This window comes from Psychromonas sp. KJ10-2 (assembly GCF_047323255.1).
Classification (GTDB): domain Bacteria; phylum Pseudomonadota; class Gammaproteobacteria; order Enterobacterales; family Psychromonadaceae; genus Psychromonas.
Map to the genome: position 1 here is coordinate 3,744,533 of NZ_CP178827.1, position 25,361 is coordinate 3,769,893.

Annotated in this window: 25 protein-coding genes and 2 pseudogenes; 10 read left to right on the plus strand and 17 right to left on the minus strand. The window is 39.2% G+C overall.

What is annotated here, in order from left to right:
- Positions 1 to 48: 48 nt before the first annotated feature.
- Positions 49 to 3,161 (minus strand): annotated as a pseudogene (locus tag ACLKL2_RS18495) (efflux RND transporter permease subunit).
- A gap of 8 nt (positions 3,162 to 3,169) precedes the next feature.
- Positions 3,170 to 4,354 (minus strand): efflux RND transporter periplasmic adaptor subunit, encoded by a 1,185-nt coding sequence (locus ACLKL2_RS18500; RefSeq protein ID WP_413692746.1) that lies wholly within the window; start codon positions 4,352 to 4,354, stop codon positions 3,170 to 3,172.
- Between the two features lie 309 nt (positions 4,355 to 4,663).
- On the opposite strand from ACLKL2_RS18500, the gene ACLKL2_RS18505 reads away from it, so the two are divergent.
- Positions 4,664 to 5,980 carry a CinA family nicotinamide mononucleotide deamidase-related protein gene (locus ACLKL2_RS18505; RefSeq protein ID WP_413692747.1) on the plus strand — a complete coding sequence of 439 codons (1,317 nt, stop codon included), beginning with the start codon at positions 4,664 to 4,666 and terminating at the stop codon, positions 5,978 to 5,980.
- Between the two features lie 62 nt (positions 5,981 to 6,042).
- Positions 6,043 to 6,372 (plus strand): rhodanese-like domain-containing protein, encoded by a 330-nt coding sequence (locus ACLKL2_RS18510; RefSeq protein ID WP_258546877.1) that lies wholly within the window; start codon positions 6,043 to 6,045, stop codon positions 6,370 to 6,372.
- A gap of 43 nt (positions 6,373 to 6,415) precedes the next feature.
- Here the strand turns inward: ACLKL2_RS18510 and ACLKL2_RS18515 are convergent, their stop codons facing one another.
- Positions 6,416 to 6,598, minus strand: a complete 183-nt coding sequence (locus ACLKL2_RS18515) for a DUF6435 family protein (protein ID WP_413694364.1) — start codon at positions 6,596 to 6,598, stop codon at positions 6,416 to 6,418.
- 156 nt (positions 6,599 to 6,754) lie between these two features.
- Between ACLKL2_RS18515 and ACLKL2_RS18520 the strand changes: the two genes are divergently transcribed.
- From ACLKL2_RS18520 to ACLKL2_RS18535, 4 genes are all read left to right on the plus strand, one after another.
- Complete coding sequence (locus ACLKL2_RS18520; RefSeq protein WP_413692748.1) at positions 6,755 to 7,249, plus strand: DUF2798 domain-containing protein; 495 nt, start codon at positions 6,755 to 6,757, stop codon at positions 7,247 to 7,249.
- Between the two features lie 294 nt (positions 7,250 to 7,543).
- Positions 7,544 to 7,873 carry a DMT family transporter gene (locus ACLKL2_RS18525; RefSeq protein ID WP_113819069.1) on the plus strand — a complete coding sequence of 110 codons (330 nt, stop codon included), beginning with the start codon at positions 7,544 to 7,546 and terminating at the stop codon, positions 7,871 to 7,873.
- A gap of 142 nt (positions 7,874 to 8,015) precedes the next feature.
- Complete coding sequence (nrtS, locus tag ACLKL2_RS18530) at positions 8,016 to 8,198, plus strand: nitrate/nitrite transporter NrtS (protein WP_413694365.1); 183 nt, start codon at positions 8,016 to 8,018, stop codon at positions 8,196 to 8,198.
- 110 nt (positions 8,199 to 8,308) lie between these two features.
- Positions 8,309 to 8,740: a GNAT family N-acetyltransferase gene (locus ACLKL2_RS18535; RefSeq protein ID WP_413692749.1), complete on the plus strand. Its 432-nt coding sequence runs from the start codon at positions 8,309 to 8,311 to the stop codon at positions 8,738 to 8,740.
- Between the two features lie 65 nt (positions 8,741 to 8,805).
- Here the strand turns inward: ACLKL2_RS18535 and ACLKL2_RS18540 are convergent, their stop codons facing one another.
- From ACLKL2_RS18540 to ACLKL2_RS18600, 13 genes and pseudogenes are all read right to left on the minus strand, one after another.
- Complete coding sequence (locus ACLKL2_RS18540; protein WP_113819072.1) at positions 8,806 to 9,552, minus strand: amino acid ABC transporter ATP-binding protein; 747 nt, start codon at positions 9,550 to 9,552, stop codon at positions 8,806 to 8,808.
- Positions 9,553 to 9,564: 12 nt separating this feature from the next.
- On the minus strand, positions 9,565 to 10,644 hold the full coding sequence (locus tag ACLKL2_RS18545; RefSeq protein WP_413692750.1) for an amino acid ABC transporter permease: 1,080 nt from the start codon (positions 10,642 to 10,644) through the stop codon (positions 9,565 to 9,567).
- Between the two features lies 1 nt (position 10,645).
- Positions 10,646 to 11,830: an amino acid ABC transporter permease gene (locus tag ACLKL2_RS18550; protein ID WP_413692751.1), complete on the minus strand. Its 1,185-nt coding sequence runs from the start codon at positions 11,828 to 11,830 to the stop codon at positions 10,646 to 10,648.
- A 63-nt stretch (positions 11,831 to 11,893) separates the two neighbouring features.
- Positions 11,894 to 12,911: pseudogene (locus ACLKL2_RS18555) on the minus strand (amino acid ABC transporter substrate-binding protein).
- Positions 12,912 to 13,252: 341 nt separating this feature from the next.
- Positions 13,253 to 13,459, minus strand: a complete 207-nt coding sequence (locus tag ACLKL2_RS18560) for a hypothetical protein (RefSeq protein WP_413692752.1) — start codon at positions 13,457 to 13,459, stop codon at positions 13,253 to 13,255.
- Positions 13,456 to 14,616, minus strand: a complete 1,161-nt coding sequence (locus tag ACLKL2_RS18565) for a hypothetical protein (protein ID WP_413692753.1) — start codon at positions 14,614 to 14,616, stop codon at positions 13,456 to 13,458. Before ACLKL2_RS18565 ends, ACLKL2_RS18560 begins: the two co-directional genes overlap by 4 nt.
- Positions 14,594 to 14,971, minus strand: coding sequence for a BatD family protein (locus ACLKL2_RS18570; RefSeq protein WP_413692754.1), 378 nt, complete (start codon positions 14,969 to 14,971; stop codon positions 14,594 to 14,596). Before ACLKL2_RS18570 ends, ACLKL2_RS18565 begins: the two co-directional genes overlap by 23 nt.
- Positions 14,971 to 17,061 carry a vWA domain-containing protein gene (locus ACLKL2_RS18575; RefSeq protein WP_413692755.1) on the minus strand — a complete coding sequence of 697 codons (2,091 nt, stop codon included), beginning with the start codon at positions 17,059 to 17,061 and terminating at the stop codon, positions 14,971 to 14,973. Before ACLKL2_RS18575 ends, ACLKL2_RS18570 begins: the two co-directional genes overlap by 1 nt.
- Complete coding sequence (locus ACLKL2_RS18580) at positions 17,051 to 18,034, minus strand: VWA domain-containing protein (RefSeq protein WP_413692756.1); 984 nt, start codon at positions 18,032 to 18,034, stop codon at positions 17,051 to 17,053. The genes ACLKL2_RS18575 and ACLKL2_RS18580 overlap by 11 nt, the downstream gene beginning before the upstream one ends.
- Positions 18,027 to 18,542, minus strand: coding sequence for a DUF4381 domain-containing protein (locus ACLKL2_RS18585; RefSeq protein WP_413692757.1), 516 nt, complete (start codon positions 18,540 to 18,542; stop codon positions 18,027 to 18,029). The genes ACLKL2_RS18580 and ACLKL2_RS18585 overlap by 8 nt, the downstream gene beginning before the upstream one ends.
- Positions 18,526 to 18,975 carry a hypothetical protein gene (locus ACLKL2_RS18590; RefSeq protein WP_413692758.1) on the minus strand — a complete coding sequence of 150 codons (450 nt, stop codon included), beginning with the start codon at positions 18,973 to 18,975 and terminating at the stop codon, positions 18,526 to 18,528. Before ACLKL2_RS18590 ends, ACLKL2_RS18585 begins: the two co-directional genes overlap by 17 nt.
- A 26-nt stretch (positions 18,976 to 19,001) precedes the next feature.
- Entirely contained in the window at positions 19,002 to 19,466 is a 465-nt protein-coding gene (locus ACLKL2_RS18595) for a DUF58 domain-containing protein (RefSeq protein WP_413692759.1), read from the minus strand.
- Positions 19,466 to 20,425 carry an AAA family ATPase gene (locus ACLKL2_RS18600; RefSeq protein WP_413692760.1) on the minus strand — a complete coding sequence of 320 codons (960 nt, stop codon included), beginning with the start codon at positions 20,423 to 20,425 and terminating at the stop codon, positions 19,466 to 19,468. Before ACLKL2_RS18600 ends, ACLKL2_RS18595 begins: the two co-directional genes overlap by 1 nt.
- 419 nt (positions 20,426 to 20,844) lie before the next feature.
- Between ACLKL2_RS18600 and sixA the strand changes: the two genes are divergently transcribed.
- Complete coding sequence (gene sixA / locus ACLKL2_RS18605) at positions 20,845 to 21,321, plus strand: phosphohistidine phosphatase SixA (protein ID WP_113819081.1); 477 nt, start codon at positions 20,845 to 20,847, stop codon at positions 21,319 to 21,321.
- Positions 21,322 to 21,392: 71 nt separating this feature from the next.
- On the plus strand, positions 21,393 to 22,820 hold the full coding sequence (locus ACLKL2_RS18610; RefSeq protein ID WP_413692761.1) for an aldehyde dehydrogenase: 1,428 nt from the start codon (positions 21,393 to 21,395) through the stop codon (positions 22,818 to 22,820).
- On the opposite strand, the gene ACLKL2_RS18615 is transcribed toward ACLKL2_RS18610, so the two are convergent.
- Positions 22,810 to 23,379 (minus strand): TetR/AcrR family transcriptional regulator, encoded by a 570-nt coding sequence (locus ACLKL2_RS18615; RefSeq protein ID WP_413692762.1) that lies wholly within the window; start codon positions 23,377 to 23,379, stop codon positions 22,810 to 22,812. The two genes, ACLKL2_RS18610 and ACLKL2_RS18615, sit on opposite strands and share 11 nt — an antisense overlap.
- Before the next feature lie 211 nt (positions 23,380 to 23,590).
- On the opposite strand from ACLKL2_RS18615, the gene ACLKL2_RS18620 reads away from it, so the two are divergent.
- The gene (locus tag ACLKL2_RS18620) at positions 23,591 to 24,019 is read left to right on the plus strand and encodes a VOC family protein (RefSeq protein ID WP_413692763.1); all 429 of its coding nucleotides are present in this window, start codon (positions 23,591 to 23,593) and stop codon (positions 24,017 to 24,019) included.
- A gap of 21 nt (positions 24,020 to 24,040) precedes the next feature.
- Positions 24,041 to 24,943, plus strand: a complete 903-nt coding sequence (locus tag ACLKL2_RS18625; RefSeq protein WP_413692764.1) for a pyridoxamine 5'-phosphate oxidase family protein — start codon at positions 24,041 to 24,043, stop codon at positions 24,941 to 24,943.
- Positions 24,944 to 25,361: the final 418 nt, after the last annotated feature.

A 25,361-nucleotide genomic window follows, 5' to 3' on the forward strand; every position in this document is an offset into this window, starting at 1 on the left:
TGTCAGAAACAAAAAGAGCGGCTTTGCCGCTCTTTTTAATACTGCTGTTTAATCTATTACTTCCGGTTTAGGTTCGGTTTTAAATAGTTTTACGATCATCACAAAGAACAGTGGTGCAAAATACATAACGAGACAAGTTGCCGCAATCATCCCCCCATTACTGATGTACCTAGTGCATTTCGTGCATTAGCACCAGCTCCAGTACTCACAACTAACGGCAAGACCCCTAATACAAAGGCTAGCGAAGTCATGATAATGGGACGTAAACGCATTTCACAGGCATGTACTGTGGCAGAAACTAGGTCAACACCTCTGTCGAATTGTTCTTTAGCAAACTCCACAATCAAAATAGCGTTCTTCGCGGTTAAACCGATAGTGGTTAATAAACCAACCTGGAAGTAAACATCATTCTCAAAGCCACGTAATAAGATAGCTGTTAATGCACCTAATACCCCTAACGGTACAACTAAAATAATCGCTAATGGAATACTCCAGCTTTCATATAAAGCAGCTAAACAAAGGAAAACCATCAATATTGAAATCGCATATAAAATAGGTGCTTGGTTACCCGCTTCTATCTCTTGGTATGAAGTTCCTGTCCAGCTTACTTGCACATCACTTGATACTTCAGCAGCTAATTTATTAACTTCCGCTATTGCATCACCTGTACTGTAACCTGTTGCCGCTTCACCTAACACTTCTAATGCTGAGTTACCATTATAGCGCGCCAATTGCGGGGAACCCACTCCCCAATGCGAAGAGGTAAAGGCAGAGAAGGGAACCATTTCATCTTGGTTATTACGTACATACCAATGATCTAAATCTTCTGGGCTCATACGGTACGGTGCATCGGCTTGAATGTACACTGTCTTAGAGCGACCTTTGTCGATAAAGTCATTCACATAAGATGAACCCCAAGCAATCGATAAAGTATCATTAATATCACTGATACTCAGACCGTATACTTTGGCTTTTTCATAATCGATATCGAGATAGAACTGTGCATTATCTTCTAAGCCATTTGCTCGGCTTCTTTGCAGTACAGGGCTTTCAGCCATTTTAGCCAATAGTTGATTACGTATCTCAACTAACTTGCTATGGCCAACATTACCAATATCTTCTAGATAGAAATCGAAACCTGTTGATGTCCCTAACTCACGAATAGCTGGAGAATTGAAGGCAACAATTGAGGCTTTTTTATAACTCGAAAAGTAAGCCATACTGCGTTGAATAATGGCATTAACATTAGTTTCATCTGTGGTTCTTTCAGACCAATCTTTTAAACCGACAAATGCCATACCTGCATTTTGACCCGACCCAGCAAAGTTAAAGCCTGATACTGTAAATATGGTGCTAACAGTGTCACTTTCATTGTCTTCGAAATAAGTTCTCACATCGTTCATGACGGCTTCAGTTTGCTTGATGGTTGCCCCTGTTGGCAGTTGTACCATCACATTAAAGTCACCTTGGTCTTCACTGGGTAAAAATGAACTTGGGATATTGTTAAACAAGTAACCAGCACCGGCAAATAACACCACGTAAATAATCACAAAGCGGGCAGGGCGAGCTAATACACGCCCAATTGAGCCGTGATAACCTTTTAACAAACGATCAAAACCTATATTAAAGTAGGTAAACACTTTTGATGATTTAGTTTTATCTACTGGTTTCAATAGGGTTGAACAAAGTACCGGCGTTAAGGTTAAGGCAACGATCACCGATAACACCATTGCGGTAACAATAGTAATTGAAAACTGTTTATAGATAACCCCTGTTGAGCCTGACATAAAGGCCATTGGGATAAATACCACGGTTAATACCATAGTAATGCCAACTAAGGCACTGGTGATCTGTCCCATTGACTTTTTAGTCGCTTCTAGAGGAGAGAGCTTTTCTTCATGCATAATACGCTCAACATTCTCGACCACGACGATCGCATCATCGACTAATAGGCCGATCGCTAATACCATACCAAACATGGTAAGGGTATTAATGGAAAAGCCTAATAGAGACATAACAGTAATGGTACCTAGTAATACTACGGGTACGGCAATAGTAGGAATGAGCGTTGCACGGAAATTTTGTAAGAAAAGCAGGATAACAAAGAAAACCAAAATGATTGCTTCACCTAAGGTTTTAACTACCTCTTCAATTGATAAGCGAATAAATTTGTTATTATCTACGGCTTTCTTAAATGCTAACCCCTCAGGAAATGATTTAGATAATTCCGCTATTTTTTCATCTACAGCATTTTGTGTATCAAGCGAATTTGCACCTGATGCAAGGGTGATTGCAATACCTGATGTTGCATAGCCATTGAACATCGGGACAACACTAGAGCTTTTACTACCTAACTCTACTCTTGCCACATCTTTTAAGCGTACTTTGGAGCCATCTTCATTTACTTTTAGTAAAATCTCTTTAAATTCATCAACTGATGTTAATAAACTTTGTGCGGTAATCGTCGCATTAATCATTTGTGAATCAGTGGAAGGGGTACCACCAATTTGTCCAACCGTGACTTGACTATTTTGTACTGATACTGCGTCCGAAACATCAACAGGAGTTAAGTTATAGCTATATAATTTAGCGGGATCTAACCAAATACGCATCGCATAAGAAGGACCAAAAATAGTCACACTACCGACACCATTTACACGACTAATAATATCTTTGATACTTGAATTAGCATAATCTTGGATATCGCCTGCATTCATTGAACCATCAGGGGAATAAAGTGCGGTAACCGACATAAACCCTGAGGTACTTTTTGTTACGGTTGTACCGGCATTTTGAACGGCTGTAGGCAAACGGCTACTTGCTTGTTGTAAGCTATTTTGCACTTGTACTTGTGCAATATCTGGATCGGTTTCAGCACTAAAAGTTAAGGTAATTGAAGCACTACCTGAAGAGTCACTGGTGGATGACATGTACAGTAAGTTATCTATTCCCGTCATGCTCTGCTCAATAACCTGAGTTACACTGTCTTCAATGGTTTTTGCCGATGCACCGGTATAAGTTGCACTGATTTCAACTGAGGGTGGCGCAATAGTTGGATATTGTGCTATTGGTAAATTTAAAATCGAAGCGATACCCGCAATTAATACTACGATGGTCATCGCCCACGCAAAAATGGGTCTATGAATGAAAAAGTGAGACATACTAGTTCCTATTCCGCTGTATCTGTTGTTGATGGGGTAGTGGTGTTTGCAGCAAGCTCGGCGCTGGTGATGTTACTATCAACGACGACAGACAAATCACTTTTTATTTTAGTTAGGTTGTTGGTAATAATACGATCACCAACTTCTAAGCCTTTTTCAACAACCCAACTGCTGCCCACTTCATTGCTTAATGTGATGCTTTTTTTCTCCACCACATTGTCTTCATTCACAACATAAACAGAAGGTGCGCCTGATTGACTTCTTACCACAGCATTTTGTGGTACAACGAGGTAATCTCGTGCTTCTGGGTAAGCGATATGTGCTCGAACATACATACCCGCTAATAATTCCCCGTCTGAGTTAGGAAATACCGCTCTTAATGTCACTGTACCTGTTGAGCCCTCTACCTGTGTGTCAACAAAGCCCAAAGTACCTGGTTGTTGGTAAGTGGTGCCATCTTCTAATGTCAATGTAACAGGCACGACAGGTTTTGTTGCGAGGGCATCTCTAAATTGTCGTTTTATTTTATATAAGTTCACAGCAGACTGTTGCATATCTACATATACATTATCCGTTTGAATGATGGTTGTCAGGTAATCAGTTTGGCCTGAGGTTAATAAAGAGCCTTCAGATACATTAGAGAAGCCTGCTTGACCTGAGATAGGGGCTTTAATTTTAGTATAAGATAACTCTATGTTGGCATAATCTAATGCAGCTTGGCTGATTGCTGTTTCAGCTTTTGCTTCTAAGTAAGTTGCTTCAGCTTGATCAAAAAGTTGTTGGCTGCTGAGTTTTTCTTTTAATAGTTCTGCGTAACGCTCCATCTCTTTTTTGGCATTAGCTTCTGTACTTTGCGCTTTTTTTAATTCAGCTTTAGCACTGTTCACCGTTGATTGATAAGTGGTAGGGTCAATTAAGAAAAGAGTATCACCTTCCTGTACAGAACTGCCTTCTTCATACAAGCGACTTTTCACAATACCTGTTATTTGTGGTCTTACTTCTGCTTCTTTAAAGGCTGTCACTCGACCGGGTAATTCACTACTTAACCGTAAATTTACATAATCTACGGTTAATGTATCGACATGTATTTTTGCTGCAGCTTGTTGATTTGGTGGTGTTTCATCTCCACAGCCCAATAGGCTTAAGGAAAGGCTTAACAGTAAAGGGTATTTAATTGCGTTAGCAAAAGTCATAGGTCAACCTCGGTGTAAAATAAAATAGAACGATGGATTATAACTATCCCATAAAAGGAGTTAAGGCAGAGTTAAGATGATCAATTATCTACATTTTTAGTTAATAAAAACGTGAACAATATTAACTTACTTATATTGTTAATATGTTATGGCATTTTAATACTTAATAAAGCCATTATTTCAATAATATTAACAGACAATTGTGACAAATTATTTTTAAGAAAAATCTTATTAAGTATGTGATTAATATAATGTATCTGTAGTACTCTTAATTAACTATAGTCATTAATCATATATGAAGAGGCATTCATGAAACTAGAGATGATATGTACAGGCGAAGAAGTCTTAGCTGGTCAAATCGTTGATACCAATGCAGCATGGTTGGGTAATCAACTGATGAACCATGGTTTTGAAATGCATCGTCGTACGACAGTGGGTGACCGATTAAAGGATTTAATTGAAGTCTTTGAAGAGCGTAGTCAGTACGCAGATATCATTTTAGTGAATGGTGGCCTGGGGCCAACAGCTGATGATCTTTCAGCACAAGCCATGGCGGATGCGATGGGGGTGCCTTTGGTTGAAAATCAACAATGGCTAGATCAACTGCGTATTTGGGGGGCTGAACGAGGCATTACCTTAACCGCTAGTAACTTGAAACAAGCTTGGTTACCGGAAGGGGCAGTACTCGTTGATAATCCAGTGGGCAGTGCCTGTGGTTTCCGAGTAAAGCTCAATCGAGCGTGGTTATTTTTTACACCAGGTGTGCCGCATGAATATAAAAAGATGGTGTTAGAGCAATTTCTCCCTTTTGTAAAAGCTGAAGCTGGGCTACAAAGTAAAGTAGAAGTCACCAAGATATTGAGTATCGGAATGGGGGAATCAACAATGGCTGAGCGGTTAGAGAAGCTGTCATGGCCTGTTGGTATCACCCTTGGTTACAGGGCATATATGCCTTACTTAGAATTAAAATTAATCGCCCGTGATGTACCACAAGCACAGCAAACTATGGCTATTGAACAAGCTATGGCTGAATTAGGTGATGCTGTTGTTGCTCGAGATCAAGATACACTTGCTGCAGAGGTTCACCAATTATTACTTACTAAAGAAAGTACCTTAGCAGTAGCTGAATCCTTAACTGGCGGTGATATTTGTAATCAGTTAGTGGCCTTTTCAGGCAGTTCTAACTACCTAAAACAAGGTGTAGTGAGTTATTGTAATGAAGCCAAGATGTCGCTGTTGAAAGTCTCTGAGCACTGTATTGAGCAAAACACTGAAGTGTCCTTATTATGTGCTGCACAGATGGCGGCTGGTGTGGCCAGCGCAAATACTAAAATCAGGACAACCGATTTTGCACTGGCAACAACAGGTATTGCAGGGCCAAGTGGTGGCACTGAGCAAAACCCAATTGGTACTTTGGTGATTGCCGTTAAAGCTAATCACCAAGTTTATTGTCAAACTATTCGTCTTTCATCACAACGCAGTCGTGCTTATATTCGAGATATTAGCGCAGCCATTGCTTTAGATATGTTACGACGTGCTATTATTGGTATTTCACCTATTGCCGAATATCACTATATTACTCGTGTTAATTCAGCGGTATACCCAATATCAGAGCTACTGACTTAATCGTTAGGCATGTCGATTTTTTGAGTGAGCATAGTGTTAGCGCAAACAGGATCAGGAGAGTTATGAAAAAAATACAGGTGTGTTGCGGAGTACTATTAGCTTGTTTTTCTATGGCGAGCTCGCTTGCTTTTGCGGATCCTGTTTGGATTGATGTTCGCACGCTATCTGAAAGTTTGCGCAACAACATTCCTGGTGATCTACGTATCTCACATTCGAATATTGTCAGAGAAGTGACAAAATTATACCCAGATAAAAGCACAGAAATTCACCTTTATGATAAAACAGGAGGTCGATCTGATATCGCAATGTCTGCATTAGAACGAGCTGGGTATGAGTTTGTAACCAACGAGGGCAGTATTGAAGAGGCAAAACAAAAAAGAGGGTTAAATTAATTATTTAACCTCTTAAAAAGCAGGCACTATTTATTTTTAATCTTCATCGGACTCTTACGTTTTGTTCAATCTCTATGATTTGTCTATCTATCTCTTGTGCTTCAAAACTTAACTGCGAGTAACGTTTAATATCGCCATTTCTCTGTGCATGCATCGCTTCTTCTAATTTAGCGGAAAGTTGTTTATTAAGTTGTTTTAATGGATCTTTTTTAAATAGAGAAAACATCATTTATTCCTTTCTGTTATTTTACCCATTTCAATACGTTTGGATTGTTTTTTAGGTTCATATTTATATGGTTAAAAATAGAAATAAGTTGCTTTTGTCAACCAAATTCAATATGGTTGCATTTATCAACCACTTTTAGTTAATAATAAGCAAAATATGCCATTAGAACTACAAAATCAAAATGAACAGGCGAAATTAACCGCACCTAAAACACCATTGAGCTATAAAGTGTTTGTTATACTCTGCTTGTTGGGATTTTTTGCCGGTACCTTAACCGCGATCATGACTTATATGAACTTAGGTTATACAGAGCATTTTGCTATGGATTGGTTTAGTTCTTTTTTGGCTTCTTTATTGGTTATTCCGGTAGGGTTATTCGTTATGGCATTAATAACGAAATTAATTAACCGAAAATATCCACATTTAAGTGAATTAAAGCGTAATTTAGTCACTGGTACCATTATGGCCTTTACCATGGAGGCGGTAATGTCATTTAGTACTGCGATAAATAATATTGGTCTAGCGGACTTAGGGGATTTTTACCAAGGTTGGTTAGCGGGGTATTTAGGGGCGTTACCAGTCGGCTTGGCAATTATCGTCGTTATGTCATTAACCATTAAGCCTAAAATAGAAGCATTTATTAGAAGTTAGTGATGCTAATTGTCATTATAGCCATTATACTAAGGCAGCATTTTTTGGCTGTTTTTTATTAATTTTCAATTGTTTATATGTTGCGAATACACTAAACAAATTAAGGATTGTTGTTTGGCTGTAAGTTTTGTAGCAAGAACAAACATTTAAGAATTAACCTCTTTCGTCAATGCCCGGTAGACGACTATCGAAATTAATCTTCAAAAGGCGCAATTTATGCGTTGAGATAAACCAATTTTGCTACGTAAATTGGACTATTTATGGTGATCGGCATGACACAATATTGGAGTACAAATGGGTTATTGGTATTTAGCTATTGCGATAATATCTGAGGTGATAGGCACGTTAGCCTTAAAAGCGTCAGATGGTTTTAGTCACTGGGTTTATAGTAGCGTTTGTGTCATTGCTTATGTGATTACCTTTTATTTTTTATCGCTTGTGTTAAAAACTGTGCCGATTGGTATTGCTTATGCCATTTGGGCTGGTATGGGAATCGTTTTGGTGGCGGCTTTTGGAGCACTTGTTTATAAACAGGTGCCAGACCTTGCGGCTATTATCGGCATAATTTTCATTATTATTGGTGTGATTATTTTGAATGTTTTTTCTAATACCTCCGGTCATTAATCATTAGCTCAACTAATTTTATTTGTTGATAACAAAGGATAGCTACTGAAGCTATTAAAATAGTTAACCACACCTTTAGGGACATGACTTATATGAAAACATCGCCTGGCTTTTTGAACTGGCTTGCAGTCGCAAGATTATTATTCCTGCTTTAAAAGTATCGTTATTGGTTGGCACTCTGCTGGCGGTTATTAATCACAGTAGTGCCATAATGCAAATGGATTTTGATAGCCAACGTCTATTTCAAATCATATTAACTTACTGTGTCCCTTATTGTGTTTCTACTTACTCAGCAGTCAAAGCAATTCAACAACGAGAAAAGTAGGGTAAAAGACTTGATGCTAAATAATAAAGACTAAGTAGCTCATGCAACGATTTGAATTGTGCAATGCAAAACACTGTGCTCAGGAGCTGTTAGCACTTGGGCAAATTAATATGAAAATGTGGTATCTTTTTAGCTGGTTAGTAGAGCATGGCGAATTACGCCATGGTACGCAAGCCGAAGTGATAAAGCTATATGTCAATGAGCAGTTAGTCGCCTATAGCCTATTAGAGAATTATGAAGCTTGTGATGACAAGGTGAAGTGCTTTGAAGGTGAAGTCTATCAAGACCTCGGTGTATTACATTTTGTCACATTGCCCGAGCATCGTAATAAAGGTTATGCCAGTTTATTAGCGAAACAGACCTATCAGCAGGTGATTATACCACTACTAGCTCGTTACCAAGACGTTAATGCCTATATTGTGGCTACTGAAAGGGCGGTACCATTAATTCAACGTGCAGGTATTGAGCCGCGTTATTTGGTGACTCAGTTTTATTCTGATCAGACTTTCCATGAGAAGGTCATTCAACAAATAAATTATTGATTTTCAGGTACAAAAAAAGGGCTAATCATTAGCCCTTTGTTATTGGTAAATACTGATTCATTTCTCTAGTGAGATAAAATCTGCTCTAGGAATAGTTTCAGACGATCTGATTGTGGGTTATCAAAGAATTCATTTGGTTCGTTTTCTTCAATAACTTGCCCTGCATCCATGAATACCACTCGATCGGCTACTTTTTTCGCAAAGCCCATTTCATGTGTTACACATATCATAGTAATACCTTCGTCAGCTAGCTCAACCATTACATCTAATACTTCCGATACCATTTCTGGATCCAGTGCAGACGTTGGTTCGTCAAATAACATAATTTCAGGGTTAATACATAAACAACGTGCAATCGCTACACGTTGTTGTTGACCACCTGAAAGTTGGTTAGGGTACTTATGTGCTTGCTCGGCAATTTTAACTCGCTCCAAGTAATACATCGCCGTTTCAATGGCTTCCTTACGTGGCTTTTTATGTACCCAAGTTGGTGCTATCAACAGGTTTTCTAATACAGACAAGTGTGGGAAAAGGTTAAAGTGTTGGAACACCATACCCACTTGAGAGCGAATATGACGGACTACTTTCACATCTTCAATTAACTCAGTACCATTGATGTTAATGCTGCCTTCTTGGAACTTTTCAAGGTGATTTAAACAGCGTATTGTTGTTGATTTACCTGAACCCGATGGGCCACAGATAACCACTTTTTCGCCTTTTTTAATGTTTAAGTTTACATCTTTTAGTACATGGAAATCACCATACCACTTATTGACGTCCTTCATTGTAATCATAACTTCTTGGTCAGACATGACGTTTCCTTTTTAATGCTCGGTGTTAAATTTGCGTTCAATCGATTTTGAGTATTGTGACATTGAAAAACAGCATACCCAGTAAATAAGCGTTACAAATACGTAACCTTCTACTTCGTAGCCTAGCCAATTGGTATCACTGTTGGTCAGTGTCACCATTGCTAAAATGTCGAATAAACCGATAATTAAAACAAGCGTTGTATCTTTGAACAGTGAGATAAATGAACCCACTAAGTTCGGGATGGATATTTTTAAAGCCTGTGGAAGGATGATTAAAATCATACCTTGCCAGTAAGTTAAGCCTAATGCTTCACTCGCTTCATATTGACCTTTTGGTATCGCCTGTAAACCACCACGTATTACCTCTGCAATATAAGCGGCTTGGAATAGCGTAATACCGATCAGTGCACGTAATAGCTTATTAAACTCAATCCCGTCATGGAAGAATAACGGTAATAGCACCGATGCCATGAATAGAATCGTAATCAGTGGCACACCACGAACAAACTCAATGAATCCAATACACAGCGTTCTTAAAATCGGCATGTTAGATTGACGACCTAATGCCAATACCACACCAATCGGGAAGGAAGCAACGATGCCTACTGCCGCAACTAAAATGGTCAGCATTAAGCCACCCCATTTTTCAGTTTCAACCACTTCTAAACCAAACCATCCACCACTGATTAATACAAAACAGATAATTGGGAAAAGAATGATAGTCGCAATTTTAAGTTTAACGCTGCCGATATATTTGAAACCAAAAATCAGTACAAGGCTTAAAATACCGACTAGGTTAGGGCGCCAATGCAATGCTTCAGGGTAAAATCCATACATAAATTGGTCGAATTTCTCGACAATAAATATCCAGCGAGCACCACTGTTGACTACCTCATCTTTTGAGCCAGTCCAAGTCGCATCAAAAATCATCCAATCCAATAATGGTGGGATAATTGCGTACAGAAGGTATAAACCTGCAAGGGTTAATAGTGTATTTTTTACATCTGGAAAAAGATTCTCTCTTAACCAAAAAACAACGCCTTTATTGGCCGTTGGAGCCGGTTTGGCTTCTTTCATTGTATAAGTTGCCATCTTAACGTCCTTTTATCGCCATTTTCGCATTAACCCAGTTCAGCAACAGTGAGATAAGAATACTGATGGTGAGGTAAACTGCCATGGTCATGAGAATAATCTCAATCGCTTGCCCTACTTGGTTTAAGGTTGTACCTGAGAAGAGTGTGACTAATTCAGGGTAACCGATCGCCGTTGCTAATGATGAGTTTTTAGTTAAGTTTAAAAACTGATTAATAACAGGAGGGATGATGACACGAAGTGCTTGTGGTAATACTACTTTAGTTAAAATCACATAGTCTTTAAGACCCAAAGATTTAGCGGCTTCTTTTTGTCCTTTAGGCACGGCTTCAATACCCGCACGAACTGCCTCTGCAATGTAAGTCGCCGTATAAATACTTAATGCAAATAGTAGGGCAAGTAACTCCGGAATGATGGTTAAGCCACCTTTAAAGTTAAAGCCTTTTAATTCAGGGTAAATAGCAGTAATTGGTTGGCCTGCAATAAAGTAAACGAGCGTTGGTGCTAAAACTAAGATCGCTATCGATACTTTAATGATAGGGAACTCTTCACCTGTATCATCGTGACGCTTACTAGCCCAACGAGTCAGGTAAATAACCGCGGCGATAGCTAAAACAAACGCAATCAACACTGCGCCACTACCACTTTGGAAAATAGGTTCTGGTAATAATAAACCACGGTTGTTCAAGAATATGCTGTCTAAGTAAGCAAAGCTTTGGCGTGGCCCTGGTAATGCTGCAAGTACAACGTTGTACCAGAATAAAATTTGTAACAAAATTGGGATGTTACGAAATGTCTCAATATATACAAGTGCAAGTTTTGAAACCAAAAAGTTACTTGATAAACGAGCGACACCTAATAATAAGCCAATAATTGAAGCGAAGATGATCCCTAATACAGATACAAGAATGGTATTTAATAAACCAACAATAAATACATCCATAAAGGTAGATGTGCCATCGTCGTAAGGGATAAGCGTTTGGCTAATGCCGAAGCCTGCTGTGTTATCTAAAAATGAGAAACCAGTGGTGATACCACGGCTTTCAATATTATCAAACATGTTATTTGCAAAATAGAATGCAAAAAATACAACGAGTGCTAAAGCGAAAACTTGGAAGAAAATTGCGCGGTGCTGAGGGTTGTTTAACAATCCTTTACCGTCTACTGGGAGCTGTTTGTCTGTCATAATGTGCCTTTTAATCAGCTAGGAAAAAGGGGAAGTAAAACTTCCCCTAGAGACTGGTTAAAATTAACGGATTGGCATTGGGTACATGATACCGCCATCATTCCATAGTTTGTTTAAACTACGGTCAATTTTGATTGGTGAATCTTTACCTACGTTTAAGTCGTATGATTCAGCGTAGTTACCAACTTGTTTAACAATTTGGTAAGCCCAATCATTTTTAAGACCTGAGATCTTCACCAGTTTTACCTGAAGAACCTAATAGACGTTTAACACCTGGGTTAGCTGATGATTTTAGCATTTCATCTACATTAGTTGATGATACACCTAGCTCTTCCGCTTCGATTGTTGCAAACATAGTCCAACGAATAACGTTAAACCAAGCATCATCACCTTGACGAACTACAGGGCCTAGTGGTTCCTTAGAGATAGTTTCTGGTAATAAAATTGCTGATGTTGGATCGTCAAGTTTAATACGTAAACCAGCTAATTGAGAACGGTCAGATGTTACTGCGTCACAACGGCCTTTTTTGAAACCATCGATTGTTTGACCTGATGTATCATAAGTAACGGCTTTATATTCCATGCCATTAGCTTTGAAGTAATCTGTTAAGTTAAGCTCTGTTGTTGTACCCGCTTGAATACAGAATGTTGCACCATCAAGCTCTTTAGCAGACGATACACCTAAGCTTTTACTTACTAAGAAACCTTGACCGTCGTAGTAGTTAACACCAGCAAAGTTTAAACCTAGAGAAGCATCACGTGTAGCAGTCCAAGTGGTTGCACGGGCTAGTACATCAACTTCACCACTTTGTAATGCAGTAAAACGCTCTTTAGCCGTTAATGGGAAGTATTTCACTTTACTCGCATCGCCTAACACTGCACTTGCTACTGATTTACAGAAATCTACATCTAGACCTTTCCATTCACCGTTAGAGTCAGCAGCTGAGAAACCTGGGATACCTGTAGAAACTCCACATTTTAGTACATCTTCTTTGATAACGTCTTCTAATGTACCTGCGTGAGATAAAGTAGGGACTGCCGCTGTTAGACCAAGTAATAAAGCTAGTTTTGTTACTTTCATCGTATTTTCCTTATGGCTTAAAATTATTGATAAATCACTATGAATATAGATAACGTGGTTTAGAACGATACTCATATAAAAATAATTATGGCAAGTTCCATGCCATTTCATATTTAGAACAATATTCATATAAATACATAAGAGCAAGTTGCATGCCACCAATATATTTAACGAGATTAATCATAAGATAGAGGCAGGCTTTTACTAGCCCCTAAGCGCCTAACCCATCATTTTTTTGATTTAAGTCATATTTCTGTTTGTTTTATGACTGGATTTGGGTTTTATGCACCATTTATGAGCAAATTTTTAAGGCCATAATTTGCTCATAAATAGGTGGAAAATTACGGATTGATATTGGTTATTTGATTTGGATCACTAGTGGTTGTAACTTGATGGTGCATTTTTATTAATTTTAATAGCTGTTGCGCATCCCATTGGTGCGTTTTGCCGGCACATGCTTGCTCAAGTTGCTGTAAATTAATTAATAATGCCTGTTTGACATCACTTTCTAAGCCATTGACCTCACAAAGCTGTTGTAATTTGCTCATAGTAGGTTGCTGTACTTGCCCATACTGTAAAGCGCTAAATAAACTTGGTTTGGTTTAGCGTCTTTTAAAGCCGCTACTAGGGCTTTATAAGGCGAGCTCTGTTTGCTTTTTTTAGGTGTGGTAGTAGGAGCAAGTTTTAGATTTCGAGTGCACCTTACATGGTAAAAGCTAAATGCGATTAATAGGAGTAATAAAACCAAGGTGCTTATCTGCCAATACAATAACTGGGTTTCTTGTTGTTGATTGCTTTGATTGTTTAAAGTAGGGGCCGCTGCCTCAGCTGGTAACGCTGTTACACTTTGAGTTGGCTGTGTGGTGTTATTGCTACTTGTTTGGTTTACGCCCTGTGGTGCCGGCTTAATCGTTAAAGTTTGCGCGGGAAGTGTAGTGAACTCCTGCTTTTCTGTTTTACTGTTCCACCAAGCGACTTTGATTTCAGGTAAAACAAGCTGTCCTGCTTTATTAGCAATAATGGCATGGGTAACCGTGCGCTGGCTATAAATAGTGCCATCAATAGTCCCTTGTTTTAAATCATCTTGATCAGGGTAAACACGTAATGCTTTATCGTAATTAAGGTTAATTTCCGGCATTTTATCCAATGCCACTGAAGCAACTTGTAAGCTGATACTACGTGTAATTGGCTCTCCGACAAAATGTGTGTCAGCTTGCAGATCATTATTTTCAATTAATCTCACGTCTTCGCTAATTAACCAATCACCTTGAAAATCAGCTGGCATTGCTTTAACGGTTAACGGTAGATTATTGCCTCGGATATTAATAGGCGTATTTTTTACTCTGTCTTGCCAACCATTAACACGGGTTACTTGACGTACTGAACCCGTTAATAAAGGAGACGTTATCGACACATCACCTGCGACCGAAGGAGTGACTGTATATTGGTAATGGAATACACGGTAGCGTAAACCATTACGAATCACTTGATTCTGTTGTTGGTCAAGTTGTACTTGTTCAATACTGGCGTCATCTAATGTTGGTGGCTGAATATCACCATTCGCCACATTTTCAGAAACAAATATTTTAGTGTCTACAATCACGGGTTGGTCTATATACACGCTATCTTTATTAAGGCTGTTTTCAATAAAGATAGTATCGCTAGCCGTTGATTGTTGCTGTTTACCAGTGTTGCTTGACCTCAATATTAATGGCTTGGGTCTTTAGGTCATCTAATTGAAGTGCAGGAATAGTAAATTGACCCACTGATTTAGCTTGTAAACTGACCGTCCAGGTCGTCTGTTGAGTAAAGTCACCATTAATGTAGGACGTTTGTTGGCTTCGGGAAGGTGAGCCGACATTAAAGTCCTCACTTAATTGACTGGTGTCTAACTGATATTCAGAGCCCTTATCATCAACTTGGACGGTTAAATAGAAGGTATCACCCAAATAAATAGTATTGCTACTAATAGAGGCCGTTGCTTGTGTCGCTGCCATAGCTGGCATGCAAAAAGCGATGAGTAATAGGCTGACATTGATTAGTTTTTGTATAAACGGCATTACCAGATCTCTCCGTTATTATTGTTGTTATTTAGCACAGGTTTGTTAGCAGCGCGCTTGCGGTATTCAAGCTGCATTTTATTTCTTAGTAACAAAGCTGGGTCATCGGGGACGTTTTTTAACCACAAAGGCAAGTCTTCATACTCTTGATTGACATCAGGGTCTTGAGTTGCGCTAGCCGCTGCGGCTTGTTGCTCCGTATTATCTTGTTCATCCTGACTATCGTCAGCAGCTTGTTGTGCCTGTTGCTGTTCTGATTCTCGCTGTTGTTGCTCTTGTTGTTCAGCTGCATTCTGTTGCTGGCTTTGCTGTTCAGAAGATTGCTGATCTTGCTGGCTCTGCTGCTGACTTTGCTGTTCAGAAGATTGCTGATCTTGCTGGCTCTGCTGCTGACTTTGCTGTTCAGAAGATTGCTGATCTTGCTGACTCTGCTGTTGGTTTTGTTGCTGGTCAGAAGATGGTTGATCTTGCTGACTTTGCTGTTGATTTTGTTGCTGGTCAGAAGATTGTTGGTCTTGCTGCTTCTGTTGTTGGTTTTGTTGCTGGTCATCAGAAGATTGCTGATCTTGCTGACTCTGCTGTTGGTTTTGTTGCTGGTCATCAGAAGATTGTTGGTCTTGCTGACTCTGCTGTTGGCTTTGTTGCTGGTCATCAGAAGATTGTTGGTCTTGCTGCTTCTGTTGTTGTTCTTGTTGTTTTAATAGTTCTTCCACGGCTTTTTTATTGGCCAGGGCTTCTGCAAAATCAGGCTTTATCGCTAAAGCAGCATTATAGCTCGCCAGTGCTTGTTGGTATTTTTGTTGCATCGCCTGTGCATTCCCTAAATTATAAAGATTGTTGGTATCCTTAGGTGATTGCTCTTTCTGACTTTCATAAAGCGCTTCAGCTTGTTGGTATTGTTTATCTTTAAACAGGGCTGACGCTTTCCAACTCGGATCTTCGAACTGCTCGCCAGCTGCTTTATAATCGCCATTTTGAAAAGCTTGATAAGCATTTTGTTGGCTATTTTCCCACACTGAAGCTTGTACTTTAGTATTTGCAAAAGGCAAGCTTAAGGTAACGCTCAATAGCGCAATATAGAAAACACCTTTTCTAAACAACAATAAGAATAGCGGAATTAATAGGAAGCTTAACCAATAACCATCATCAATTAATTGTTCGCTATTACTGTTATTTGCTTGTTCATCTTGCTGTTTATTCAGTTGTTCACTGTTGTAATGTGCCGCTAAACGTAATACATCGTTACCTGTATGATCGAATCTTGTATAAAGTCCACGAGTACTTTGTACCACAGGGTACAGCGTTTCTGTTGCTAATTTAGGGATAATGATTTTTTCACTGTTGTCTTTTAATAAGCTACCATCACTGAGTTTAATGGGGGCTCCTTCAGGCGTGCCAACCGCGAGAACAGATACCATAAAGTCAGTCCCTTCGAGCATCTGCTGCATCTTATCGGCACTCTCTTGATCAACTCCATCACTGATAAACACAATATGTCCCTGTTGATAACCCGCATTTTTTAGCAAGGTGATCGCTTTTGCTAAGGCTAAATCAGGGCGAGACCCACGAGCTGGCATTAAATCAGGTGACAGGTTAGGGATATGGTTAATAATCGCGTTGCTGTCTTTGGTTAAAGGTGTAATGGTAAATGCATCACCAGCGTAAGCAATCAAACCTTTATCACCTTCACTCCATTGCTTTAAAAGATCAATGGCTTTGTATTTAGCTTGATTTAAACGGTTAGGTTTAACATCTGTTGCGTACATTGAATAAGAGAGATCAAAGGCAATCACTTGCGCTTGTTGTATCTCATATACCGGTAGTTTTACAGAGCGGATACTCGGACCCGATAAAGCAATACAAGCAATAATCGCTAGGATACTTAATGCCACTCGATTGCTTTTTTTACTTTCAGGTTGTGTCACTAAGTGTTCACTTAAATGATTTGCAATCACATCACTGGATTGGTTTTTACCCTGTTTATAGCGCCATAAACTTAATGCAAAAATAATAACCAGGCCAATTAACCAGTAGGGGCGTAGGAATTCTAACGCGCCGAAGCTACTGTCTAGGGTGTCGTTAAAGTTCATCTTCACCTCTTATTTTTAATGACAATATCACGACTAAAAGAATCAATACGGCGATTGATAAAGGCCAGTAAAATAGGTTCTTTTCAGGACGGAACTCCAAATACTCCCCATCAACAGGTTGTAACTGATTGATGGTGTCGTAGATTTTTTGTAAATCCTCTTGGCTACGTGCGCGGAAATATTGCCCATCGGTTAATGAAGCTACTTGCTTTAGCGTCTCTTCATCAAGGTCTGCAGATGGGTTAACACGTTGATTACCAAAGAAACCAGGTTTGATCATGGAGTCTGCACCAATACCAATCGTGTAGATTTTAATATTGTTTTTAGCGGCTTGTTTCGCTGCTGCAATGGGCTTGATACTACCAGCCGTGTTTGCACCATCGGTTAATAGAATCAACACACGCTGTTCATTTTGATTTTCAACAAAGCGTTTAATGGCCATACCAATGGACTCTCCAATGGCCGTTTGTTTCCCCACTAAGCCGATCTCTGTTTCATCAACCATGGTCGACACCGTATCAACATCAAAGGTTAAGGGGGTTTGTAAGTAGGCGTGGTCAGCAAATAAAATAAGGCCTAAACGGTCGCCACTTCGCTGTTTAACAAAGTCTTTTACAATCGATTTTACTAAGGTAAGCCGATCTACAGTACGTCCATTTAATGGCATATCCTCTTCTTGCATACTGCCCGATAAATCCAAAGAGAGGATCATATCTCGGCTTTGTTGCTGAATACGAATAGGCTCCCCAAACCAGACAGGTTTTGCAATAGCAGCTAATAACAATGCCCATAGCAACCAAGGGACAAAATACCCCATTAAAGGGTTAGCCTTTTTATCTTTTTGCTCTGTTAAGCCTTCAGCTAATGGGATCCATAATTGTGTATAAGCTTGTTTTTTAGGGGGTAATAAACGTCTTGCTAATAATGGTAAAGGTAATAAAAGGAATACCCACCAGTAACTAAATTCAAACATGATGTTGGCCTGTTAATGATTGATCAACGGAAGTTGATTTTTTCAGCCTTTTCACCTGTGCGGGAAATCCTTTTATCCAATGTGAGACTGATTTGAAATCCTGTTCATCGCACATCGAAGGCTGTTGATATAAACGCTGACAAAATTGCGTTTGCTCACCAAATAGCGGGGTGCTACCAGTGTGGTGAGCTTGGATAAAGTTAAACCAAGCTTCTCCTGTTAATGAAGCAACTTGATGCCTTGGGTAATACTGCAGTGCTAAGCCTTTCAGTAATTGATTCAACTCCGCAAAGCGAGGGGTTGCTTGTTGCCTCAACTGTTTGAGTGCTACTAGGGCTTGCTTGGTTTTTTTCTGTTTTTTTTGGTGTTGCTTAAACAGCCAAACAAGCAGTGCCAGTAACATAAGCATAGCGCCTAAAATGACCCAATAAATCGGCGCTGGTGGCCATGCTGATGGAGCTTGTGTTGGTAATATTATTTGTTCAAAGGGGTTATTGGATGTTGGCATTGAATTGCTCCAATAATGGGCTAGCAGCACTAATATGATAATGTGCAATACCGTATTTTAAAAAGTGACTTTGCATCTGTTGCTGGCGTTCTGTTGCCGCAGTGTTATAAGACTTTTGTTGTCGCTTATTGCGCAAAAATCCACTTCCTTTTAACGAGTTAATTTTTAAATTAGCCTGTAACATTTTCTTTGGTAAGTGTGATTCTAATGGATCGCTAATTTGCCAAATAGTCAATTGGTTATGCCGTCTTAACAGATTAATGAGTTTATAACAGGCTTCATCTAACTGTGAAAAATCGCTGATTAAATGTACTTGGCTACCGGTTTGTACTAAATGAGAAAGACGTTTTAATTGTAAGAAGAGCGATTGTTGCTGCGGTATTTTAAAGGCTGTTTTTTGACATAATATCTGGCTTTGATGCAGAAACGCCATCAAGCCTTTATTACGGGATGTTGGTTTTAATTCTGCGACGTTTTGCTGATTAAAAACAATTCCCCCAAGCGGTCATTACGTTGTTTGGCTTGCCAACTTAATAGCGATGCTAAATGGCATGCCTGTACCGACTTAAAGGCAAATTGACTACCAAATATCATGCTGTCGGAAAGGTCTACCAATAAAAAGACTGGCCGCTCTTTCTCTTCTTGGAATAGCTTAGTATGCGCTCTTCCCGTTCTGGCGGTGACCGCCCAATCAATGGATCGGACATCGTCACCGGGTTGATAATGTCGAACTTCGGCAAACTCCATGCCGCGGCCTTTAATGTTGGCTAAGTAATTACCAGACAACTGACGTGTTGCCGGTAATTGCTTGCTACTTAAAGATAGCTTTCCGTGCTGTTTATAACTAAGCAGTTCGTTTAATTGAACATCAACGCCAGTAGTATAAGGCGTATTAGCAAAAATAGCGGGAATATGTGTACTCATTAGCCTGCGATCGCCACTTGATTAATAATTTCTTGAATAACCTGATTAGCACTCAACCCTTGTGCTTCTGCTTCATAACTTAAAATAAGTCGATGGCGTAAAACAGGGTATAAGTTACTAATAATATCTTCAGGCATGACGTAGTCTCGGTCATTTAACCAAGCGCGTGCTTTTGCGGTGCGCATTAAAGCTAAGGTAGCGCGGGGGCTGGCTCCATAGCTGATCCACTCTCCGAGCTTTTCACCAAAACGCGCTGGTTGACGTGTTGCCATGATTAAATCAATCAAATATTGCTCTAAATGCGGAGCAATACTGACTTTCATTACCTCTTCACGCATCGCGAAGATCTGCTCATTGAGTAACGGTGTAACCGCCGCAATTTTCTCTTTGAGGATCTCTTTTTGATTTAACTGCAGGATCAGGCGTTCTGTATCAGCATCTGGATAATCTAACTGAAGATGCATAATGAAACGGTCTAATTGTGCTTCTGGTAATGGGTAAGTCCCTTCTTGCTCCAATGGGTTTTGTGTGGCCATGACCAAGAACAGCGGTGGGAGAGGATAAGTGGTTTTACCTACCGTCACTTGTCGTTCAGCCATCGCTTCTAACAAGGCCGATTGTACTTTTGCTGGTGCTCGGTTTATTTCATCGGCCAAGATTAAGTTATGGAAAATAGGCCCTTTCTCGAAAATAAATTGACCTGTTTCTTGGCGAAAAATATCGGTCCCTGTGACATCCGAAGGGAGGAGGTCTGGGGTAAATTGGATCCTGTGAAAATCGCCTTCAATTCCGTCTGATAATGCGTTGATTGCTCGGGTTTTTGCTAAACCTGGTGGGCTTTCAACTAAGATATGTCCATCTGCTAGTAGTGCGATCAATAAGCTGTCAACCAGCTCACTTTGACCCAAAATCATTTTATTTAAATAGTCACGTAATTGATTTAACTGTTGTTTTGCCATTGCGGGTATCTGCATTTAAATTGATGGTGCGGAAAATATACTGCCAATCATCCGCAACTTCAATCTTCAAAATGTTTTAAATTCATGTTAAGGGGGTTGCAACTATTTGTAAAATAAAAGTGAAATTATAGTATTAGTTAAAAACCTTTACTGAAATAAAAGTTTTACGCTTTTCTTTAGGCTATATTGAAGTATGCTTTTAAGCCGTCTTAATCGGCTATTGCTAAGGAACAGCAATATATTAAAGGCATTGATCATATTGCATAACAATAACGTATTAACCTATATCGAGCGTTAGTAGGCATGTATTTATTGATGATCAATAACATCAGTTGCACGGTAAATACCGGTGCTAACTACTTTCATAAGTATCGGCTCATAAGATTCGCCATGCTTATTTATTTCGGAGAAATGAATTTATGCAAATATATATAATGCGCCATGGCCAAGCAGAAATGATGGCTAATTCAGATTCAGAGCGTAACCTAACGGATGAAGGGCGCGAACAATCAGAACTGATGGCTAAGCACCTTGTGAAACAAGATGTTAAATTCGATGCGGTATTAGTTAGCCCCTATGTCAGAGCACAACAAACTTGGCAATCAGTCAGTCCTTTTTTCGAAGGCATTAGTAACATTCAAGTTTTACCGTGTTTAACCCCTGCAGGTAGCGCTAGAAAGTCCGTTGATGAAATACTCGCTCTACAAGCTGCTGGAGTGCAATCTGTCTTACTGGTTTCACATCTTCCTTTGGTGGGCTATATCGTTGGTGAATTAGCACCTTCGGCAGGCGTACCTGCTTTTTCAACTTCTGCTGTTGGCCATATTGCGTTGAACGATGAAGACGGTTTTGCTGAATTAGTCAGTCTTACGACAGTCTCTCAAATCCTCGATTAATCACTTTCATCGGCGTTAACGCGCCGAATTATTGATTAGCTCATCTATCGTTAATGACGTAATAGGAATTTATGACCGTAGATACTGCTATGTTAAATGCAAATTATAAGCAAAAGGTGCAGTTGCAACGTACTTATTTTACCGAGCATGTTCCCTTTTCACTCACCTATCGTGTGCAACAACTTAAGTTATTAAAACAGGCCATTACCGACAATCAAGATGCGTTAATTGAAGCGCTTAATACTGATTTAAATAAACCGGAATTTGAAGCTTACTTGACTGAAGTTGGTTTCGTGCTCAATGAGTTATCGGATACCATCAAACACTTAAAAAAGTGGATGAAACCCCAAAAAGTAACGACACCTTATTATTTACAACCTGCTAAAAGTCACATTCATGCTTCGCCATTAGGCGTTTGTTTAATCATTGCACCTTTTAATTACCCTGTTTCATTGTGTTTATCTCCGCTGATTGCCGCACTCGCAGCGGGAAACACTTGTATTGTCAAAACATCTGAATTAACACCGACTGTCAGTCAAGTATTAACCTCGATGATCAATGCGACTTTTCCGCCTGAATATGTGCAGTGTGTGGAAGGTGAGGTTGAGCAAGTCACTGCATTATTAACACAAAAGTTTGATCATATTTTCTTCACTGGCAGCACTCAGGTCGGGAAAATTGTGATGCAAGCAGCGGCAAAACAATTAACGCCGGTAACCTTGGAGCTAGGTGGAAAAAGCCCATGTATTGTCTGTGCTGACACAAACATTGATGTGGCTGTAAAACGCATTGTGTATGGCAAAATGTTAAACACAGGTCAAACGTGTGTTGCCCCTGATTACCTGCTCATTGATGAAAAAATAAAAGATAAGTTCTTACAAACATTAGTGAAACGCATCATTGATTTATATGGGGAAGATGCCAGTACTAGTGGTGACCTAGGGCGTATTGTGAGTCAAAGTCACACGCAACGTATTAGTCGTTTAATCGATGCAAAAAAAGTCATTGTAGGCGGGGATATTGATATTACCCAACGTTATATTGCACCCACAGTAATGGATAATGTGTCTTTAGATGACGCGATCATGCAAGAAGAAGTGTTTGGGCCGGTTTTACCTGTCATCAGTTTTATTAAATTTGCAGAGGTATTGGAGGTCATTGATCGTTTACCAGCACACCCTCTATCGGCATACATTTTTACTGAAAGTAAACAAACACAGTCGCTACTGACCTCAAAAATACAAGCGGGCGGTCTTGCCATTAATCAATGCATTCAACACCTTGCGAATCCAAACTTACCTTTTGGTGGCGTAGGATTAAGCGGTATTGGGAGTTATCATGGTAAACACGGGTTCGACTGCTTTTCACACCAAAAGAGTGTACTCACTGCAGCGACTTGGTTAGATTTACCATTACTGTATCCGCCTTATAAACATAAGTTATCACTGCTTAAAAAATATTTAAATAACTCAGCGCATCAACTACTCATTAAGCCTTGAGTATTGTTTTTGCCATCTCTTTTGCAATCAGTGCTGATTGTTTCATGCCGCGAGTGTGAGCCATTACAATCGCACCTTCAACCAATAAACCGATCTGATCTGCTTTTTGCTGAGTGACTTTCGGATCCGCTTGAGGGGGTAATTGCGTAGCAATAATATCGACTAGGGTTTGCTTGTGTTTTGCCGCAAAAATATTGATAGGGTGATTAGGATCAGCATATTCAGCACTGACATTAATAAAGTTACAACCAAAGAATGTATCACTATTAAACCATTCATTTAAATTATCAAAAATAACCAATACATCTTCCTGTGAGTCAGTATTTTGGGGATCTTGTTTATTACTTTCAATTTTACTTTTTAATTTACTGACAACTTGCTCATGACGAAGTTGTAATGCCGCCAATATTAGCTCTTCCTTGCTACGGAAATGCTTATACAGCGTTGCCTTAGACACACCGGACTCCGCTAAAACCAAATCAATGCCTGTCGCATGATATCCAAATTTATTGAATAAAATCAATGCAGTATCGATTAGGTGTTGTTTTCTTGGTTGCATGTTATTGCTTGTCCTTTTAGCAAATATGTTAAATAAGCGTTCATAAGACCTAAATTATAACCAATTTAAACTTGACGTAAACAGTTCTGTTCACCTATAGTGGTGAACAGATTTGTTCACCCTTGTTTTTGCTTTCATGTTATTGAGCATTAATATCGCCATTTGGGTAACAAACATTTTATACAACGATAAATTAATAAAGGTATTTGCTATGTGCGCTACATCTTCAGAAAAATCAATTGAAAGCGGTAAAACAACAATCGGTACTTCAGGTATTCACCATTTAGGCCTTACTATTCCGGACATCAAAAAAACTGCCGCTTTTTTTATTGAACAATTAAACTTTAAAGTAGTAGGCGAAAAGCCTGCTTACCCAGCCATTTTTGTTTCTGATGGCACAGTGATGTTAACGTTATGGCAGATCAAAGATGCTGATAACTTGACTGAATTTGATCGCACAAAAAATGTTGGCTTGCACCATTTTGCATTGAAAGTGAATAGCATCGAACAACTACAGACTCTCTATCAGAACCTACTTAAACTGGATGACGTTGACATTGAGTTTGCACCAGAAGCATTAGGTGATTCTCCTTTTGTACACATGATGTGTTCAATTCCGGTGGCGTTAGACTTGAATTGATTAGTCAATAAAGAGAAAACGATGGAAAGTAGTTGGCACCAAGGTGAGCGCTTAATACAGAAGCGAGCGGGTACTGAACAACGAATGGCTGAAATCGGCCCTAAATTCATTCGTCAGTTTATGCCTTTACAACACCGTGAATTTTTTCATTCTCAGACTATGATTTTCATGGCTTATCGAGATGCCACTTCAATTATTCAAAGCAGTATTCTGTTTGGTGAAGAGGGCTTTATTTCCTCACCCACAGAGACTGAGTTATGGATCAATACACAAAATCCAATGGGTGATTTCAGGCACAATCAAATTAACGTGGGAGATCGTATTGGTTTACTCGCTATTGAATTTAATACAAAGCGGCGTAATCGTGTTAATGCGATCATTACTGAGATTAACCAAAAGAACATTAAAGTGTCTGTATTACAGAGTTATGGCAATTGCCCTAAATATATTCAACCTAAAACATTGGTTAGTAACGCAGATTATGATCCGACGTCGCAGTTATCTTCGATAATAATGACCAATGATCTGCGAGCCTTGATATGCCAAGCAGATAGTTTTTTTATTGCCAGCTACTTTGATGATGGAGAAGATAAGAGAAGTCGTGGCGCTGATATCGCGCATCGTGGCGGGGAAGCTGGTTTTGTTAGAATTAACGACAACGGGCAATTATTAATAGAAGACTACTTAGGTAATGGCTTCTTTAACACCTTAGGTAACTTAATGGAGAATCCCACGGCAAGTCTCTTATTTTGCGATTGGCAGCAGGGACATGCTGTACAGATAAAGGTGACCAGTGAAATACTATGGTTAGAGCAAACATCGGGTCAATCAAGTCAGAAACTGAGCGAACCCAAACGTACTCTATGTTTCACTCCTCATCAATTTACTATATTAAACAACAGCCTAGCTTACCGTAGTAAATAGTCATTTATTTCTATTTAGACTAATACCAATCCCACTCAGTCATTGAGCTATTTTACTTGTTAAAATAACTGACTCCTCTGTTTAATTTTCGCAAATAGAACAACTATTTAATAATTAAAATTTTTTAGTTAATTCTCCATCAGACTATGAACCAAGTTAATCGCCGATAGGTTTAAATGACGGCTTGAACTAAGTCATTTTTCCTGCGCAAAATTTAGCTCACTTATTTAATGCAATTGGTATCAGTTTTTTCCAAGTTAACCATTCGGTTTTTAATACATTGCCAAATAGTGGTTTAAATGGTTCACAAAACTGTCAATTTTTCGGTTTATTCTGTTTGTATTAGCTATAGAAAAAGTCAGAACATTCTTTTATGCCATATTGCATTCTTATTTTTACTTACTATAATATGCGCATA

Coding starts and splice junctions, on each gene's coding strand:
- ACLKL2_RS18595 (WP_413692759.1), bottom strand. CDS start 19,466: ATGAGTACACATATTCCCGCTATTTTTGCTAATACGCCTTATACTACT.
- ACLKL2_RS18520 (WP_413692748.1), top strand. CDS start 6,755: ATGCCATTAGAACTACAAAATCAAAATGAACAGGCGAAATTAACCGCA.
- ACLKL2_RS18585 (WP_413692757.1), bottom strand. CDS start 18,542: ATGCCAACATCCAATAACCCCTTTGAACAAATAATATTACCAACACAA.
- ACLKL2_RS18525 (WP_113819069.1), top strand. CDS start 7,544: ATGGGTTATTGGTATTTAGCTATTGCGATAATATCTGAGGTGATAGGC.
- ACLKL2_RS18540 (WP_113819072.1), bottom strand. CDS start 9,552: ATGTCTGACCAAGAAGTTATGATTACAATGAAGGACGTCAATAAGTGG.
- ACLKL2_RS18570 (WP_413692754.1), bottom strand. CDS start 14,971: ATGCCGTTTATACAAAAACTAATCAATGTCAGCCTATTACTCATCGCT.
- ACLKL2_RS18590 (WP_413692758.1), bottom strand. CDS start 18,975: ATGGCGTTTCTGCATCAAAGCCAGATATTATGTCAAAAAACAGCCTTT.
- ACLKL2_RS18620 (WP_413692763.1), top strand. CDS start 23,591: ATGTGCGCTACATCTTCAGAAAAATCAATTGAAAGCGGTAAAACAACA.
- ACLKL2_RS18500 (WP_413692746.1), bottom strand. CDS start 4,354: ATGACTTTTGCTAACGCAATTAAATACCCTTTACTGTTAAGCCTTTCC.
- ACLKL2_RS18510 (WP_258546877.1), top strand. CDS start 6,043: ATGAAAAAAATACAGGTGTGTTGCGGAGTACTATTAGCTTGTTTTTCT.
- ACLKL2_RS18615 (WP_413692762.1), bottom strand. CDS start 23,379: ATGCAACCAAGAAAACAACACCTAATCGATACTGCATTGATTTTATTC.
- ACLKL2_RS18535 (WP_413692749.1), top strand. CDS start 8,309: ATGAAAATGTGGTATCTTTTTAGCTGGTTAGTAGAGCATGGCGAATTA.
- ACLKL2_RS18550 (WP_413692751.1), bottom strand. CDS start 11,830: ATGACAGACAAACAGCTCCCAGTAGACGGTAAAGGATTGTTAAACAAC.
- ACLKL2_RS18505 (WP_413692747.1), top strand. CDS start 4,664: ATGAAACTAGAGATGATATGTACAGGCGAAGAAGTCTTAGCTGGTCAA.
- ACLKL2_RS18625 (WP_413692764.1), top strand. CDS start 24,041: ATGGAAAGTAGTTGGCACCAAGGTGAGCGCTTAATACAGAAGCGAGCG.
- ACLKL2_RS18515 (WP_413694364.1), bottom strand. CDS start 6,598: ATGTTTTCTCTATTTAAAAAAGATCCATTAAAACAACTTAATAAACAA.
- ACLKL2_RS18580 (WP_413692756.1), bottom strand. CDS start 18,034: ATGTTTGAATTTAGTTACTGGTGGGTATTCCTTTTATTACCTTTACCA.
- sixA (WP_113819081.1), top strand. CDS start 20,845: ATGCAAATATATATAATGCGCCATGGCCAAGCAGAAATGATGGCTAAT.
- ACLKL2_RS18600 (WP_413692760.1), bottom strand. CDS start 20,425: ATGGCAAAACAACAGTTAAATCAATTACGTGACTATTTAAATAAAATG.
- ACLKL2_RS18575 (WP_413692755.1), bottom strand. CDS start 17,061: ATGAACTTTAACGACACCCTAGACAGTAGCTTCGGCGCGTTAGAATTC.
- ACLKL2_RS18545 (WP_413692750.1), bottom strand. CDS start 10,644: ATGGCAACTTATACAATGAAAGAAGCCAAACCGGCTCCAACGGCCAAT.
- ACLKL2_RS18560 (WP_413692752.1), bottom strand. CDS start 13,459: ATGAGCAAATTACAACAGCTTTGTGAGGTCAATGGCTTAGAAAGTGAT.
- ACLKL2_RS18610 (WP_413692761.1), top strand. CDS start 21,393: ATGACCGTAGATACTGCTATGTTAAATGCAAATTATAAGCAAAAGGTG.